General features: G+C 61.2%; 15 protein-coding genes. 6 read left to right on the top strand and 9 right to left on the bottom strand.

The genetic code is table 11. The annotated features are described in order from the left end of the window. Positions 1-92 precede the first annotated feature (92 nt). The gene (locus tag NKJ64_RS18630; RefSeq protein ID WP_023822145.1) at positions 93-1,049 is read right to left on the bottom strand and encodes an acyl-CoA desaturase; all 957 of its coding nucleotides are present in this window, start codon (positions 1,047-1,049) and stop codon (positions 93-95) included. Between the two features lie 148 nt (positions 1,050-1,197). On the opposite strand from NKJ64_RS18630, the gene NKJ64_RS18625 reads away from it, so the two are divergent. Next, the gene (locus NKJ64_RS18625; protein ID WP_352463121.1) at positions 1,198-1,578 is read left to right on the top strand and encodes a metalloregulator ArsR/SmtB family transcription factor; all 381 of its coding nucleotides are present in this window, start codon (positions 1,198-1,200) and stop codon (positions 1,576-1,578) included. 11 nt (positions 1,579-1,589) lie between these two features. Here NKJ64_RS18625 and ilvN read toward each other — a convergent pair whose 3' ends face one another. The 3 genes from ilvN to NKJ64_RS18610 form a co-directional block, all read right to left on the bottom strand. Next, positions 1,590-2,162, bottom strand: a complete 573-nt coding sequence (gene ilvN / locus NKJ64_RS18620; protein WP_023668352.1) for an acetolactate synthase small subunit — start codon at positions 2,160-2,162, stop codon at positions 1,590-1,592. An 81-nt stretch (positions 2,163-2,243) separates the two neighbouring features. Continuing rightward, positions 2,244-4,040 carry an acetolactate synthase 3 large subunit gene (locus NKJ64_RS18615; protein WP_023668351.1) on the bottom strand — a complete coding sequence of 599 codons (1,797 nt, stop codon included), beginning with the start codon at positions 4,038-4,040 and terminating at the stop codon, positions 2,244-2,246. Between the two features lie 331 nt (positions 4,041-4,371). Continuing rightward, a complete protein-coding gene (locus tag NKJ64_RS18610; RefSeq protein ID WP_023668350.1) occupies positions 4,372-5,334 on the bottom strand; it encodes a DUF1236 domain-containing protein in 963 nt (320 codons plus the stop codon). Between the two features lie 579 nt (positions 5,335-5,913). Between NKJ64_RS18610 and NKJ64_RS18605 the strand changes: the two genes are divergently transcribed. The 3 genes from NKJ64_RS18605 (at position 5,914) to NKJ64_RS18595 (ending at position 8,415) form a co-directional block, all read left to right on the top strand. Next, positions 5,914-6,216: a DUF1236 domain-containing protein gene (locus tag NKJ64_RS18605; RefSeq protein WP_023731684.1), complete on the top strand. Its 303-nt coding sequence runs from the start codon at positions 5,914-5,916 to the stop codon at positions 6,214-6,216. Between the two features lie 163 nt (positions 6,217-6,379). After that, positions 6,380-7,771 carry a sensor histidine kinase gene (locus NKJ64_RS18600; RefSeq protein ID WP_023668348.1) on the top strand — a complete coding sequence of 464 codons (1,392 nt, stop codon included), beginning with the start codon at positions 6,380-6,382 and terminating at the stop codon, positions 7,769-7,771. Beyond that, positions 7,768-8,415, top strand: a complete 648-nt coding sequence (locus tag NKJ64_RS18595) for a LuxR C-terminal-related transcriptional regulator (RefSeq protein ID WP_023668347.1) — start codon at positions 7,768-7,770, stop codon at positions 8,413-8,415. Before NKJ64_RS18600 ends, NKJ64_RS18595 begins: the two co-directional genes overlap by 4 nt. 49 nt (positions 8,416-8,464) lie before the next feature. Here NKJ64_RS18595 and NKJ64_RS18590 read toward each other — a convergent pair whose 3' ends face one another. The 3 genes from NKJ64_RS18590 to tmpA all read right to left on the bottom strand — a co-directional run bounded on the left by NKJ64_RS18590 (position 8,465) and on the right by tmpA (position 11,018). Further along, a complete protein-coding gene (locus tag NKJ64_RS18590; RefSeq protein ID WP_023750905.1) occupies positions 8,465-8,893 on the bottom strand; it encodes a hypothetical protein in 429 nt (142 codons plus the stop codon). Positions 8,894-9,285: 392 nt separating this feature from the next. After that, positions 9,286-9,870 carry a (R)-1-hydroxy-2-trimethylaminoethylphosphonate oxygenase gene (tmpB, locus tag NKJ64_RS18585; protein WP_023751655.1) on the bottom strand — a complete coding sequence of 195 codons (585 nt, stop codon included), beginning with the start codon at positions 9,868-9,870 and terminating at the stop codon, positions 9,286-9,288. Continuing rightward, on the bottom strand, positions 9,867-11,018 hold the full coding sequence (gene tmpA, locus NKJ64_RS18580; protein WP_352463120.1) for a 2-trimethylaminoethylphosphonate dioxygenase: 1,152 nt from the start codon (positions 11,016-11,018) through the stop codon (positions 9,867-9,869). The genes tmpB and tmpA overlap by 4 nt, the downstream gene beginning before the upstream one ends. Positions 11,019-11,139: 121 nt before the next feature. On the opposite strand from tmpA, the gene NKJ64_RS18575 reads away from it, so the two are divergent. Together NKJ64_RS18575 and NKJ64_RS18570 are read left to right on the top strand one after the other, a co-directional pair. Beyond that, positions 11,140-12,030 carry a LysR family transcriptional regulator gene (locus tag NKJ64_RS18575; protein ID WP_023712476.1) on the top strand — a complete coding sequence of 297 codons (891 nt, stop codon included), beginning with the start codon at positions 11,140-11,142 and terminating at the stop codon, positions 12,028-12,030. Positions 12,031-12,168: 138 nt separating this feature from the next. Beyond that, a complete protein-coding gene (locus NKJ64_RS18570; RefSeq protein ID WP_023746888.1) occupies positions 12,169-13,971 on the top strand; it encodes an NAD(P)/FAD-dependent oxidoreductase in 1,803 nt (600 codons plus the stop codon). On the opposite strand, the gene NKJ64_RS18565 is transcribed toward NKJ64_RS18570, so the two are convergent. Continuing rightward, on the bottom strand, positions 13,968-14,489 hold the full coding sequence (locus tag NKJ64_RS18565) for a GNAT family N-acetyltransferase (RefSeq protein WP_023712474.1): 522 nt from the start codon (positions 14,487-14,489) through the stop codon (positions 13,968-13,970). The two genes, NKJ64_RS18570 and NKJ64_RS18565, sit on opposite strands and share 4 nt — an antisense overlap. A gap of 15 nt (positions 14,490-14,504) precedes the next feature. Further along, positions 14,505-14,813, bottom strand: a complete 309-nt coding sequence (locus NKJ64_RS18560) for a hypothetical protein (RefSeq protein WP_023682084.1) — start codon at positions 14,811-14,813, stop codon at positions 14,505-14,507. Positions 14,814-14,816 lie beyond the last annotated feature (3 nt).

The following is a 14,816-nucleotide window of genomic DNA, read 5'->3' as shown; positions in this document are numbered from 1 at the left end:
AAATCGACAGGGCGCTGGACGCAACCTCATTCCATTGGTCCAAAGCGCCCCGCCGTGATCCGTCTATCCCGAGCCAGCCAGGCCGGCACAGTCTACCTGCCGTGGGCCCGCGCCGACAACAGGCTGGGAGCGGCGGCCGCCTCCTGATGGCCAGCCACACGCCGCAGGCCTTTGCGCCTCGGCGTGTTCCCGGGAAGCTTCACGCCATGCGCGAGGCCGAGGGCAGCCAGGATGCGGATGAAGAGCCAGCCGAGATCGATCTGCCCGCGTTCCAGGCCGAGCTTTGCGGATTCGGGAAACGCATGGTGATTGCCGTGGAAACTCTCGCCAAAGGTCACCAGGCCGAAACGCGGCAGGTTGTAGCCCTGCACGGCAACGCCATCGACGCGCCAGCCCTGCTGCCCGCTGCGATGTGCGAAATGCCCGACCAGCCAATGCCCGGTCAGCGACACCGAGATCCGCACCGCAATGCCCCAGACCACCCAGCTCCACCCGCCGAGCAGAAAGAAAAGGATCGTCCACGGCAGTTGCTGCAGCATCCAGGTCCGCTCGACAAATCTGTAGAAGCGGTCGTTGCGGATCGACGGCTCGATGACGAAGTCAGGCGGATTGCGCAACGCCACGGCGCAATGCATTTGCCAGAAAGCGTCGGTGAAGAAAGGCCGGCGATGGGCGTGCAGCTCGTGGCAGGCCGTCTGGCGCTGCGCCCAGTCTCGTATGTCATGCGCATAGATCATGCCGAACGGACCGGCCATGCCGACGAGCGTGCCGAGATAGACCAGCGCGTGTTCGAGCCAGATGTGAACCTTGAACGAGCGATGGATGAGCAGGCGATGCATGCCGACCGAGTGTCCGGCGCAGATCGTCACCGCCGTCGTCGCTACGAACAGGGCGAAAGCGCTCCAGCTGAAGGTCAGCGGCCCGAACACCAACGCAATCAGCGTCATCGCACCGACCCAGATCGACTTGGCCGGCATCCAGACGACCTCGCCATCTTCGGCATCGCTCAAGGGCTGCGAGATCATTCTGCCTGTGGATATGGTCTTCATCGGTACCCCTCCTCTGCAGGAAACATTTCCGGACCAAAGAGCCTTGCCTTCCGGCGCGCCGGCGCTTATTTAGGCAATAAGCTAACTATCTACTATTCCGATTTAGGCAATAGACTAAATACCGGAAGCGAAACGACAGAGGCAGGCGGTGATCGAAGACAATGCAGCGGATGGCGACACGGCTATCGGGGCAAGCAGCGCCATACAGCGCGTGTTCGAGGCGCTGTCATCGCAGCCGAGGCGCAAGATCCTCGCCTATCTCGCCCACTCCTCGCTGACCGCGGGCGAGATCGCGGCGCGCTTCGACATGTCGAAGCCGTCGATCTCGCAGCATCTGAGCATCCTGGAGACGGCCGGCCTCATCGCCAGGGAGCGGCAGGGACAATTCATCCGCTACTCGCTGGTCCAGAACAATCTGGTTAACACGCTGAACGGCTTCATCCAGGACGTCTGTCCGGTATCGCGCCCGATCAAAAGGGAGAGTAAGAATCTGGCGAGCGGCAAGGTCGATCCCAAGCCGGTAAAATAGTTGGACTGAGACTACATCCCCTGCGGGCCCCGGTTCATCGCCGCCACGCCGGTGCGGCAGATCTCGACCAGGCCGAGCGGCTTCATGATGGCGATGAACTGGTCGAGCTTCGAACCCTTGCCGGTAATCTCGAAGATGAAGTGCTCGGTGTTGGCGTCGATGACCGAAGCGCGAAAAGCGTCCGCCAGACGCAGCGCCTCGACGCGGGCTTCGCCGGTGCCGGCGACCTTGACCAGCGCCAACTCGCGTTCCAGCGGCCGCTCCTGGCCGAACTCGTGCGAGCGCACGGTGAGATCGACGACGCGATGCACCGGTACGATGCGTTCGAGCTGGTGCTTGATCTGCTCCAGCACATGCGGCGTGCCGCGCGTCACGATGGTGATGCGCGACAGGTGCTTCTCGTGTTCGGTCTCGGAGACGGTGAGGCTCTCGATGTTATAACCGCGGCCGGAAAAGAGGCCGATGACCCGGGCAAGCACACCGGGCTCATTGTCGACCAGCACGGAGAGCGTGTGGTTCTCCGGCTTTTCCGTTTCCTTGGCGATGAAATAGGCGGAGCCGGTCGGTTGAAGCTGTGCGTTCATGACATGAATCTCGATTTCAGACTTTGAGCTAATTCTCTGTTTGCGCACGGCTTCTCGCGACAGCCCTGCCCCGGCTTGGACCTAGACCAGTTCCCTGCCCTTGGCGTCGATGGCGTTGGCCACGGCTTCGTCGGTCGCCTCGTCGGGCAGGAGCATTTCATTATGCGCCTTGCCCGACGGGATCATCGGGAAGCAGTTGGCGAGCGTCGCCACCCGGCAATCGAACAGCACCGGCTTCTTCACCGCGATCATCTCCTTGATCGCATCGTCCAGCTCGTCCGGCTTCTCGCAGCGAATGCCATGGCCGCCATATGCGTCGGCCAGCTTGACGAAGTCGGGCATCGCTTCGGTGTAGGAATGCGACAGACGGTTGCCGTGCAGCAGCTGCTGCCACTGGCGCACCATGCCCATATACTGGTTGTTGAGGATGAAGATCTTGATCGGCGCATTGTGCTGCACCGCCGCGCTCATCTCCTGCATCGTCATCTGCACCGAGGCATCGCCTGCGATGTCGATGACCAGCGCATCCGGGTGCGCGATCTGCACGCCGAGCGCAGCCGGCAGACCGTAGCCCATCGTGCCCAACCCGCCCGACGTCATCCAGCGGTTCGGCTTCTCGAAATGATAGTGCTGCGCCGCCCACATCTGGTGCTGGCCGACCTCGGTGGTGATGTAGGTGTCCATGTCCTTGGTCAGTTCGTAGAGCCGCTGGATGGCATATTGCGGCATGATCACATCGTGGTTCATCTTGAACGCGAGCGAGTCACGCGCGCGCCATTTGGCGATCTGCTCCCACCAGGGATGGAGCGCCTTCTTGTCGGCCTTGGCGCTCGCCCGCCACAGCCGCACCATGTCCTCCAGCACCCGGCCGACATCGCCGATGATGGGCACTTCCGTGTGCACGTTCTTGTTGATCGACGATGGATCGATGTCGATGTGGATCTTCTTCGAGTTGGGCGAGAAGGCGGTCAGCCGTCCGGTGATGCGGTCGTCGAAGCGCGCGCCGATGCAGATCATCACGTCGCAATCATGCATCGCCATATTGGCTTCATAAGTGCCGTGCATGCCCAGCATGCCCATCCAGTTCTTGCCCGATGCCGGATACGCGCCGAGGCCCATCAGCGTCGAGGTGATCGGGAAGCCGGTGAGGTCGACCAGTTCGCGCAGAAGATGGCTGGCCTCCGGACCGGAGTTGATGACGCCGCCGCCCGAATAGATGATCGGCTTCTTGGCGCTGGCCATCAGTTCGACGGCGGCCTTGATCTTTTCCAGGTCGCCCTGGACCTTCGGCTGGTAGCTGGTGCGCGGCGCCGCCTGCGGCGGCACATAGATGCCTTTGGCGAACTGCACATCCTTCGGAATGTCGACCACCACCGGGCCGGGGCGGCCGGTCGTCGCGACATGGAAGGCCTCATGGATGGTGGCGGCCAATTCGTTGACGTCCTTCACCAGCCAGTTGTGCTTGGTGCAGGGGCGCGTGATGCCGACCGTGTCGCACTCCTGGAACGCGTCGGAGCCGATCAGCGAAGTCGGCACCTGCCCGGTCAGGCAGACCAGCGGGATCGAATCCATCAGCGCATCCTGCAGCGGCGTCACCGCATTGGTGGCGCCCGGGCCGGAGGTCACCAGCATGACGCCGGCCTTGCCGGTCGAGCGGGCATAGCCTTCGGCCGCATGCCCTGCGCCTTGCTCGTGGCGGACGAGGATGTGCTCGACCTCGTCCTGCTGGAAGATTTCGTCATAGATCGGAAGCACCGCGCCGCCGGGATAGCCGAAGACATGCTTGACGCCATTGTCCTTCAGCGCCTGCACCACCATTTCGGCGCCAGTCATTTCCCTGTTTGGCATTTCGCGCCGTTCGTTCTGTCCGTTGCTCATCGGTCTGGTCCCGTACTTCTAGCCATGAGGCGATTGCTGGTCGTTTAGTCGTGTTTCGGGCAATAAAAAAGGCCCCCGATGGGAGCCTGTGTGTTGCGCATGGGAGGTTTTCGCCCGGCGGTTACACCGCCTTGCCCACGCGCTTTCCTACGAGAATGAGTGCCTTTTTCATCGTGGCGGACACTACGAGGGTGAAAGGCAAGGTGTCAACGGGAAAAACGCGCGATGCGAAAGACAAAGCAAGTGGCCCGCCGCCTCTGGTCGGCGGGCCACCGCGGCGCATACGATACCCCTCAATCGCACCGCGCCGGGAACAAGAGCCACTGCCGTGTCACGTCAGGATCAGCACGATCTTGTACGTATCCGGGTCGACGATGACGATGCGCCCGTCGGCCAGCACGAAGTACTCATAGGATTCGTAAGCCGGGACGATCTTGACAATGCGCGCCGGCAGACGGTGCAGGCGCACTTTGTGCCGCGGCACCTCGATGCCGACCGAAATGTCGAAGTCGACGTTCTTCACCGGCTCAACCCTGGTCTCGTGGATGATCTGCGTGACCTGCGTCTTCTGCTCGACTGTCACGTTGTTGATCGAGGCCGTATTGCCCTGGTCGGTCTGGACGTTTGTGTTGCCCTGAGCGTTCTGCTCGGTGGTGGTCCCGGCCTTGCCCTGGGCCTGCTGGTCCGTGCTGGTGCCGGTCTGGCCCTGAGCGTTCTGCTCGGTGCTGGTCCCGGCTTTGCCCTGAGCCTGCTTCTCGGTGCTGGTGCCGGTCTGGCCCTGAGCGTTCTGCTCGGTGCTGGTCCCGGCCTTGCCTTGGGCCTGTTCATCCGTCTTGAGCTTGGCCTTGCCCTGAGCCTGCTTCTCGGTGCTGGTGCCGGTCTGGCCCTGAGCATTCTGCTCGGTGCTGGTCCCGGCCTTGCCCTGGGCCTGTTCATCCGTCTTGAGCTTGGCCTTGCCCTGAGCCTGCTGATCGGTCGTGGCGCCGGCCTGACCCTGAGCATTCTGCTCGGTACTGGTCCCGGCCTTGCCCTGTGCCTGTTCATCCGTCTTGAGCTTGGCTTTGCCCTGAGCCTGCTGATCGGTCGTGGCGCCAGCCTGGCCCTGTGCATTCTGATCGGTCTGTGACTTCATCTTGCCTTGCGCCTGTTCGCCGGCCTTGCCGCCCTTCTGGCAATCGGCCGCGCCAGCGGCGCAGTTGTCGCCGCCGCTCGGCTGCACAGCCTGGGTCTGGGCGATCGCGGCGCCGCACCCGACGCCAAGCGCAATCATGCTCGTGATCAACACATGTTTCATCTGCTTTCTCCTTAAAGAGTCGATCCCTCAGCCTAGCCAACTCTGTCAAAAATACTTTGTTCCGCATTTTGCGAATAAAATCGGGCTTCTAAGAAGACCAATAAATGTAGGCAGTAGTTTTGCCAACAATCAGCTACAAATTGCATAAAAAAATTAATGCAACGCAAGATTTTTGCTTTTTTCTGAGCTTGTGATCCCATAGCGATGACACCAGCCTCACAAGCTTAGAAGTACTCCCGTCGTCATGACCAGGATGGCTACCCCGAAAACAGGCAAGAGCAACCATCGTGCCTGATGGACGCTGTTGTCCATTAACGCCTCCCACAAGTGCTGATCTCAACGATGCCGAGAACCCTGTGTTCCGCCCTGAGGAGGCTCTAGGACCTCTACAGCCTGGCACCAGACTTTGGTCCCTCTCCCTATAGTCCATTGGCCCGATGACACCCGGACCGAAGCCCCACGCGGGAACGCAGCCGCGAAAAGCCCGTTCGGCTTGCGGTGTGCATCAACCTCACCAACAACCACCGTATCGGAATCGAGCTCGCGCAAGATGCATGAGCGTTGATGAAGGAGAGAATCATGACGACCATGTACCAGTCGACCGCAATTGCCGGATTCTTGCTGCTCGCGAGCGCGGGCGTAGTTGCCGCTCAAGACGTCATCATCGCGCCGGAGCAGGAAACGGTTGTGCGCGAATACGTGAAAAAGCAGCCCCTTGCGTCGGTGAAGATTCCAGGTGTCGAATTGAACGTGGGGACCGCCATTCCCGACACGGTGGAACTGCATGAAGTGCCGAGCGTCAAGTATCGCTACGTTGTGGTCGACGGGCGAACCGTGCTGGTCGACCCCGGCACGCGGAAGATCGTCAAGATCATACAGTAACGCTGATCCCACCGCCGTTCCCCGCGGGTGGCGGTGGGATCATGCCCTGAAATTGCGGTTTCCCCGGCAATTCAACCTAGCGCTTGCTCGCACCATCGACCGTTCTAGATGTAGGATGGCTTAGGCATTTTGGCGCGGCCAAAGTCGCGGGGTCGGTTGAGACGTGCGCTACATTGATAGTCTCTATCAAAACTGGAACAGGCTATCGTTGGCTTGGCAGTTCATCATAGTCGGAAGCATTGGGCTGCTGTCGCTGATGCTGGTCGTCGGCCTATGGGTCACCTCGCAAATACGAGATGGAGTGATCCGCAACTCTGCAAGCACGACCGCGCTTTACGTCGACAGTGTCATCGCGCCAATCCTGCCGGATATGCGCAAAAGCCAGCAGCTCAGCGACACCGTTAAACGGGCGCTCGATGAAACCCTGGACCAGGGTGCTCTCGGCAAAAAACTGGCGTCGTTCGTGCTTTGGCGGCGTGATGGCAAGGTGCTGTACGCCAAAGACGCGGCTCTTATCGGCCAGACCTTCGAGCCAAATGCGAACTTGCTGCATGCGTTCGGTGGAAACGTGGTGGCGCAATTCAATGATCTGGACGAAAATGAAAGGAAGGAACGGAAGAGCCCCACCGCCTCGCTGCTCGAGATCTACAATCCGGTTCGAGAGCCGTGGTCGGGCGATGTTGTGGCCGTTTCCGAGTTCTACGAGATAGCCGACGATCTTCAGGGCACTTTAAACTCGGCACTATGGTCGAGCTGGCTGCTCGTGGCTGGCGCGACCGCGGTCGCCTTGGCGATGCTCTCGGGAATCGTGCTTCGCGGCAGCAGCACTATCGAAACGCAGCGTTCAGCGCTTGAGACACAAGTGGCCGAACTTCAGTTGCTTTTGGAGCAGAATTCCGCTTTGCGGGAGCGCGTCCAGCAGGCGTCGCGCCGCGCAACGGCAATCAACGAGCGTTACTTGCGTCGCATCGGGTCTGATTTGCATGACGGTCCAGCTCAGCTGGTCGCACTGGCTGCGCTGCGCATGGACAGCCCTCTGCTGCTCGATCCCGCCGCATCCCCAAGCCACCGGAAGACCGAGATCGCCGATATCCATCATACGTTGGACGAGGCGATGCGGGAGATCCGCGCCATCTGCACCGGCCTCGTGCTGCCACAGATCGAAGCTTCGACAGTCGCGGAGATATTGCGGCTTGCGGTTGCCGAACATGAACGCCGGACGGCCTCCTCCGTATCGCTTTCACTGCCATCTCGCCTGCCCGACCTGGGGACGTCCGAGAAAATAAGCATCTTTCGCTTCGCGCAGGAGGGGCTGAACAATGCCTGGCGACACGGTCTGGGCAAGGGGCAGGCTGTCAAGGCGAGAGTGACGCAGGGCAAGCTCCTCATTCAAGTGCTTGATCGCGGCCCTGGATTCCAGTCGGGATCGTGTGAAGGACTTGGACTCGCCGGTATGAGGGAACGTATCGAAAGTATCGGAGGTCACTTCGAGACCTTTTCGAGCCCCAGGGGGACCCGGCTGACCATAACGCTCAACATCGAGGACCAGAAATGACCGCTCCCATAAGGATTGCCATTGTTGATGATCATCCGCTGTTTCGCGAGGGTGTGGCTCGCAGCCTCGCCGAAATCGGCGGCTTCGAAGTCGTTGGTGCGGGCGAAACCGCGACGGATGCCGAACAGCTTGCGGCCTTGGCAAATCCCGACATATTGCTGCTAGACATCAGTTTGCCGGGAGGGGGTCTGGCGGCAGCGGAAAATATTCTTGCAACTCAGCCTGACTGCAAGATCGTCATGCTCACCGTCTCGGAGGCGAACGCCGATTTGGCGACGGCGCTCAGGCTGGGCGTACGCGGATATGTGCTGAAAGGGATTGGGGCGGCATCGCTGGCCGAGGTGCTGACTTATATAGCCGCAGGAAAAAAATATGTTTCGCCGACCCTGTCAGCGCAGCTTTTGAATGAACTGATCCGGCCGGAAAAGCGCACAACCGATCTCGTTGCCAATCTCTCGGGACGCGAGCTTGGGATAATCTCCTTGGTAGGCGAAGGACTGAGCAATAAAGAAGTCGCCAAACGTCTCAACCTGCAGGAGAAAACGGTAAAACACCACATGACTCGGATATTTCAAAAGCTAAAGGTGCGAAACCGCACCGAAGCAGCCATTCTTATGCACGCGCCCAAAACGGGTCTTGTATAGGGAGATCGGGGCTTGTCTGAAGGTCGGATGCTGGTTGGCGAACCAACAGTTACAGCCCTTTCAGACGAGCAATGTCGGAGGCCCTTACGGCGCGTTCGACAATTGTCCTTCCAAGCGGATCCTTCATAGTGAAGCGGCCGGCCTCGATGCTTTCGCTGAATCCATCGCGATGCACGACCTGGATTTTGGCGCCCTGTACCGTCACCGTGTCGCCAGCGGCATTGACTTGGCTACTGGGAGCTTGGCTACCGGGGGCGTTGTCGCCGGCACCATTTTTTCCCTTTCCGTTGGCGTTGCCATTCCCGGCGTTGCCGCCTGAGCCATTACCGTTACCACTACCGTTGCCACCACCGTTACCATTGCCATTGTTTCCGCTCTTGGCGCTGGCAGCGGCGAATTCGATCTTGTAGCCGTCGACATGGCTCAACCGCAGACCAAGCACCGGCATCGCCACCGCAACCGCCGCGAATACGCGCAAGCTAAAGTACGCCCAGCGACGCACGGATGAAAACAGGGGCTGCCTTTCTCCATTCATGCCACCATCACATCATGATGTGTCACGGTATTCAAGAATGAACAGCCCAAAATCGCGGCTTACAAACGCTGAGGAAACTCTCCTTTCGTGCTTTCAGCTCGATTCTCAGACCTTCGTCTGAGTCAAATATACACCGAAGTCTGACCTACTGATCTTGGCCGCGCCGACGGATGTCGCAATAAAATCCGCGGTGACAAGGCTCGTCACCGGTAGGGATCGGCAGCGAGGCGCGAGCGCCTGCGGCACGCAGACGCTTGCGGCAGGTCTCCGGCATACGGTTAGCGCATGCTCGCCGTCGAAGCGGTAGCACATGCCGTTCCTTCCCCGGATTATGATCAGGCGCGATTGGCGAATTCGCGGACAACCCGTTGCAGCAGCGGCATGTAGTCGCGAAATGCCCGGGTCTTCATGTTGGCGATCTTGCCGGCCTCGTCCCAGACGCGAACCCGCACCGCTTCCTCGTGGAACGGGTTCTTGCGGAACTCTGCCACCTCTTCGGCATTCATCGGCCCGCCTTGCAGCGACAGTGTGTGGACCGAGGCCTGCGACAGCCTGCCGAAATAGCTCGGGTCGGTGGCGCAAAGGTAGCGCTTGGCCGCGACATGCAGCCTGACGCATTCGACGATCACCGGTGGAAAGAACGGCGCCAGCACCTCGCCGCCGGCTTCGTCATGATGCTTGTCCTCGACATCGTCGGGCGAATAGGTGCCGAACTCGCTGGTGTAGTGGCCGATATCGTGCAGCAGTGCTGCCGCCACCAGCACATCGGGCGCGCCGTCCTTTTCGGCGAACCAGGCGCCCTGCAACATGTGCTCCGACATGGTGACGGGTTCGCCGAGATAGGATTCCGCCCCTCGGCGTTCGAAAATATCGGCGATGAATTCGACGATGTTGCCCGCGTTCAAATCCTGGCCGCTCATTCCGCAGCCTCCTTGAAGCTGTGTTCGATCGCCGACAGCGTCGACAAAAGGCCATCCTTGTCGGCGTAGCAGCCCTGCAGCCAGCGCTTGCCGGTGCCGGAGAACGCCTTGCGGGCATGCATGACGCGGGTGTTGTCGACGATGAAGGCCTCGCCCGCCTCGAGCCTGAAGGTGACTTCGAAGGAAGGATCCTCGATCAGTTCGGCAAACCGGCGATAGGCGGCGTAGTAGGCCTCCATCTCCGCGAACGGCACATCGACGGTCGGCGCCAGCGAGCGGTTGTTGAAGCGGATGGCGATGAGTTCGCCATCCGGCCCGAGCTCGATCATCGGCCGTTTGGCCTGCAATCGCACGCCCGACGACCCCGCATATTCGAAACGCGCCGGGTATGAACTCAACAGCCGGAAGCCTTCGGGGTTTTCTGCCTGCAGCGCGGCCGCCACGGCAAAACCATCGACGACGCTGGATTCGCCGCCCTCCACGGTGTTTTCGATGCAGGACAGGATCTGCAAGGTCGGCACCGGATCGCGATAGGGATTGTCGGTATGCGCCTGCAGGCCAAGATTGGTGTAGGCCAGATTGGTTGGATTGACCTCGGCGCGCACCTCGAACCATCGGCCGTAATTGGTCTCCCTGATATAGCCGAACAGATCGGACACTTTGCACAGCGCCCCGGATTCGGGCGGCAAATCGTCCATCACCGCGAAGCCGTAGGTCTTCGCCGCCGACAGCCATTGCCGCAAGACGGCGCGGTCGCGGCTGGCAGCGAGATAGCCGGCGCGCGGCACCGAATTCTGCATAGAGGCCCTGGTCCATCGCACGGTGCCCTCGCCTGTCCAGCCGGGCTGTCGGGCGGCATCGCGGTCATAGGCATTGGCGCTCAGCCATGCCGCAGGAAAGCGCACCGTCTTTCCCTCCGGTTCGAAACTGACTTCAAGCGCATCGCCCTTGATCGCGGCTGCGCCGATCCATGTCTGCACGGGAATGTCGAGAATGGTGATCAGCCGCTGGCCGTTGCCGGCGCTGCGCGTCTTGTCGTCGAGCGCATTGTCGCGCAACCACACTGCGTGAAAGCGAGTGCGCGCGCCGTCCTTCCACCCGAGGTCGATCGTTCTTCCTTCGTCGCCGATCAGCACCTGGCTAAGCATGGGGATCCGTTCCTGTCCGCAGCGCCCCGCAGCCAACTCCGCAGGGTTTCCGGTTGCATCGTGATGATGTCGAAGGCATAACTCAAATTATCATTTTGCAGCCAGAGGCCCTAAACGGTTTATGACTGAAACAACCCTGCCCTTGCCCCCGCTTGACTGGCTGCGGAGTTTCGAGGCCGCCGCGCGGCTGTCGAATTTCACCGCCGCCGCGGCCGAGCTTGGCCTGACCCAGGCTGCGGTCAGCCAGCACATCCGTTCTCTCGAAGAGCGGTTGAAGCAGCCGCTGTTCATCCGCCTGGCGCGCGGCGTCGAATTGACGCCGGAGGGTGCCGCCTACCTGCCGCATCTGCAATCGGCCTTCGCCGTGATCGCCAACAGCACGCGCGAGCTGTTTGAACCCAAGACCGTCCAGAGCGTGACGATCCGCTCGCCGATTTCCTTCGCCGTGCTGATGATCGCGCCGAAGCTGCCGCAAATGGCCAAGGACCTGCCCTTCGTCCAGCTGCAGATCGAGACCATCCACACACCGGCCGATTACGGCGAGCGCTTTGTGGGTCTCGACATCCGTTTCGGCATTGGCTCCGGCTCCTTTGCCGGACGGCAGGCCGACCGCCTCACCCGCGAAACCTTGACGCCGATGGCATCGCCACATCTCGCCAACGTCAAGGATTGGACGGGATTGCCGAGACTTACAGTGGTCGGCGCACGGGAAATGTGGGGCGAATGGTTCGCCGTCGCCCGGATGAAGCCGGCGCTCGGGCCGACGCACAAATTCGACAGTTTCGTTACCGCGTTGGAGGCGGCGAAGCACGGCGCCGGCATGGTGCTGGGATCGCGACCGTTGGCCGACGCGGCACTGCGCGAAGGATCTCTCGTCACCCTGTCCGGCTTTACGCTGTCGAGCGGTGCCGGCCACTATCTGACCGCACCTTCGGGCGCGCATCTGAGCCCGGCCGAGGAAGCGGTCCGCCGCTGGTTCGTGACGGTCTTCGGCGTCCCGATTTCCCGATAAGCCCCTGAATACGCGGCAAACTATTGGACGACGTGACGCGGCGCATAATTTGCCGCGATACTGCGCCAGGCCGGACGTCAAGCTTCGGCAGGGTTCCGTTCGCTACGGGCGGCCAGGAAAAATCGCGGAGGAAATTCAATGCTCGACAAGGCCCCCAACAAGAAGCTTTCCGACCTGCTCGATCGCTTCGGCGCGGCACTCACCGCCGGCGACATCGACAAGGCGGTCGCCTGCTTCCAGGAGGATTGTTACTGGCGCGATCTCGTCACCTTCACCTGGAACATCAAGACGATGGAAGGCCGCGATCAGGTGCGCGACATGCTGGTCAGCCAGTTGGCCAGGACCAAACCGTCGAACTGGGCGATCGCCAAGGGCGAGGATGCCACGGAAAGCGACGGCGTGCTCGACGGCTGGATCAGTTTCGAAACGTCTGTCGCGCGCGGCTTCGGCCACATCCGGCTGAAGGACGGCAAGATCTGGACGCTGCTCACCACTATGGTCGAGCTCAAGGGCCATGAGGAGCCGGCCGGTTTCGACCGGCCGCTCGGCGCCAAGCACGGCCATGGCAAGAACCGCCCGACCTGGAAGGAGGAGCGCGAGAAGGAAGCCGCCGAACTCGGCTTCAAGACGCAGCCCTATACGCTCATCATTGGCGGCGGCCAGGGCGGCATCGCGCTCGGCGCCCGGCTGCGGCAACTCGGCGTGCCCACCATCATCGTCGAGAAGAACGAGCGTGCCGGCGACAGCTGGCGCAAGCGCTACAAGTCGCTGTGCCTGCACGACCCGGTCTGGTACGACCATCTGCCCTATATCGACTTCCCCAAGAACTGGCCGGTCTTCGCGCCCAAGGACAAGATCGGCGACTGGCTGGAAATGTACGCCAAGGTGATGGAGCTGAATTACTGGTCATCGACCGAGGCCAAGAGCGCCGTTTATGACGACAAGAAAAAGGAATGGACCGTTGTCGTGCGCCGCGACGGCAAGGACATCACGCTGAAGCCGAAACAATTGGTGCTGGCCACGGGGCAATCCGGCAAGGCCAACATGCCGAACTTCAAGGGCATGGACACATTCAAGGGCGACCAGCATCACTCCTCGAAGCATCCGGGACCCGATGCCTATGTCGGCAGACAAGCTGTCGTCATCGGCTCGAACAACTCCGCCCACGACATTGCAGCAGCCCTTTGGGAGGCCGGCGCCGACGTCACCATGGTGCAGCGCTCGACCACGCACATCGTCAAGTCGGACACGCTGATGGAGATCGGCCTGGGCTCGCTCTATTCGGAAAAGGCGGTCGCGAGCGGTATGACCACAGCCAAGGCCGACCTCGTCTTTGCCTCCCTGCCCTACAAGATCCTGCACGAATTCCAGATCCCGGCCTATGCCGAGATGAAGAAGCGCGACGACAAATTCTACAAGGGCCTGGAGAAGGCCGGCTTCATGCTTGACTGGGGCGATGACGGCTCCGGCCTGTTCATGAAATATCTGCGGCGCGGCTCGGGCTATTACATCGATGTCGGCGCATCCGACCTGATCATCGACGGGTCGATCAAGCTGAAAAGCGGTGTCGACGTGAAGGAGATCAAGGAGCACTCCGTTCTGCTCTCCGACGGATCGGAACTGCCGGCCGATCTCATCGTCTACGCCACCGGCTACGGTTCGATGAATGGCTGGGCGGCCGATTTGATCTCACGGGAGGTCGCAGACAAGGTCGGCAAATGCTGGGGCCTCGGCTCCAACACCACCAAGGACCCAGGCCCCTGGGAAGGCGAGCTCCGCAACATGTGGAAGCCGACGCATCAGGAGGCGCTGTGGTTCCATGGCGGCAATCTGCATCAGTCGCGCCACTATTCGCAGTTCCTGGCGTTGCAGTTGAAGGCCCGCATGGAAGGCATCGCGACGCCGGTCTACGCGCTGCAAGAGGTTCATCACAAGGCTTAGGCAGCGCCGCCGATGCGCTTCCAGTAGATGAGCGTGCCGGTCAGCCCGCCATGGGGCTTCAAGGCAAAGTCCGGTATTTCGCCAGTGAGCGTGAAGCCGAGTTTTTCGTAAAGGCCGGAAGCGCCCTCCTCGGTTGCGGTGTCCAGCACCAGAAGCGTGCGGCCTTTCTCGACGGCGAGCGTTTCTGCCGCCCGCATCAGCCGGCTCGCTATGCCTTTGCCGCGGTGTTCGACGCGGGTCATCAGCTTGGCGATCTCGGCCCGGTGCGGCTGATTATCAGGAAAGTCGAGCAGCACGGTCACGGTGCCGACCAGAACCTCGCCCTTCCATGCACCCAGCACCGCTCTTTCACCTCTCTCTGCTGCCACCAAAGAGTTGCTCCAGAAAGTTTCCGCCGCTTGCCTGGATAAGGGATGCATGAAGCTGACGGAGCCGCCGTCCGCGACCGTCTCGATCAGGAGGTCGGCCAGCATGTCGCGTGTTCCCGCAGTCAGCGACCTGATTTCGATGGGACTCACCTGCACTTTCCCTTGCTAATCCAGACGCGCGACGCGGCGCCGCTTTCGTCTCGCCTTGATCGCGGCGATGCGATCGGTGTCTTTCGGCTGCAGATGCAGCCCGCGTTCGAGGATTTCGAGCGTGTATTCCTCATAGGTCAGGCCAAGCCGCTCGGCCTTTTCCATGCGCATCAGCATCACGTCACGGCTTGGCGCCTTCCACGCCTTGGCATGCGCTGCCTGCCAGGCCAGGAAGATGTAGGGATCGCCCTTGCCCCATGGCGGGCCCTTGTAATCATCGAGCGGCGGTCCGCCATTGTCGGAGCGCTTGGGACGTCTTGCCACGAT

The sequence above is a fragment of the Mesorhizobium sp. M0062 genome, assembly GCF_040323125.1.
GTDB lineage: Bacteria > Pseudomonadota > Alphaproteobacteria > Rhizobiales > Rhizobiaceae > Mesorhizobium.
This window is presented reverse-complemented; position numbering and strand designations above follow the sequence as displayed.

Excerpts from the sequence above, each read along its gene's own strand:
- NKJ64_RS18630 (WP_023822145.1), bottom strand. The coding sequence starts at position 1,049 with ATGAAGACCATATCCACAGGCAGAATGATCTCGCAGCCCTTGAGCGAT.
- ilvN (WP_023668352.1), bottom strand. The coding sequence starts at position 2,162 with ATGAACGCACAGCTTCAACCGACCGGCTCCGCCTATTTCATCGCCAAG.
- NKJ64_RS18615 (WP_023668351.1), bottom strand. The coding sequence starts at position 4,040 with ATGAGCAACGGACAGAACGAACGGCGCGAAATGCCAAACAGGGAAATG.
- NKJ64_RS18610 (WP_023668350.1), bottom strand. The coding sequence starts at position 5,334 with ATGAAACATGTGTTGATCACGAGCATGATTGCGCTTGGCGTCGGGTGC.
- NKJ64_RS18605 (WP_023731684.1), top strand. The coding sequence starts at position 5,914 with ATGACGACCATGTACCAGTCGACCGCAATTGCCGGATTCTTGCTGCTC.
- NKJ64_RS18595 (WP_023668347.1), top strand. The coding sequence starts at position 7,768 with ATGACCGCTCCCATAAGGATTGCCATTGTTGATGATCATCCGCTGTTT.
- tmpB (WP_023751655.1), bottom strand. The coding sequence starts at position 9,870 with ATGAGCGGCCAGGATTTGAACGCGGGCAACATCGTCGAATTCATCGCC.
- tmpA (WP_352463120.1), bottom strand. The coding sequence starts at position 11,018 with ATGCTTAGCCAGGTGCTGATCGGCGACGAAGGAAGAACGATCGACCTC.
- NKJ64_RS18575 (WP_023712476.1), top strand. The coding sequence starts at position 11,140 with ATGACTGAAACAACCCTGCCCTTGCCCCCGCTTGACTGGCTGCGGAGT.
- NKJ64_RS18570 (WP_023746888.1), top strand. The coding sequence starts at position 12,169 with ATGCTCGACAAGGCCCCCAACAAGAAGCTTTCCGACCTGCTCGATCGC.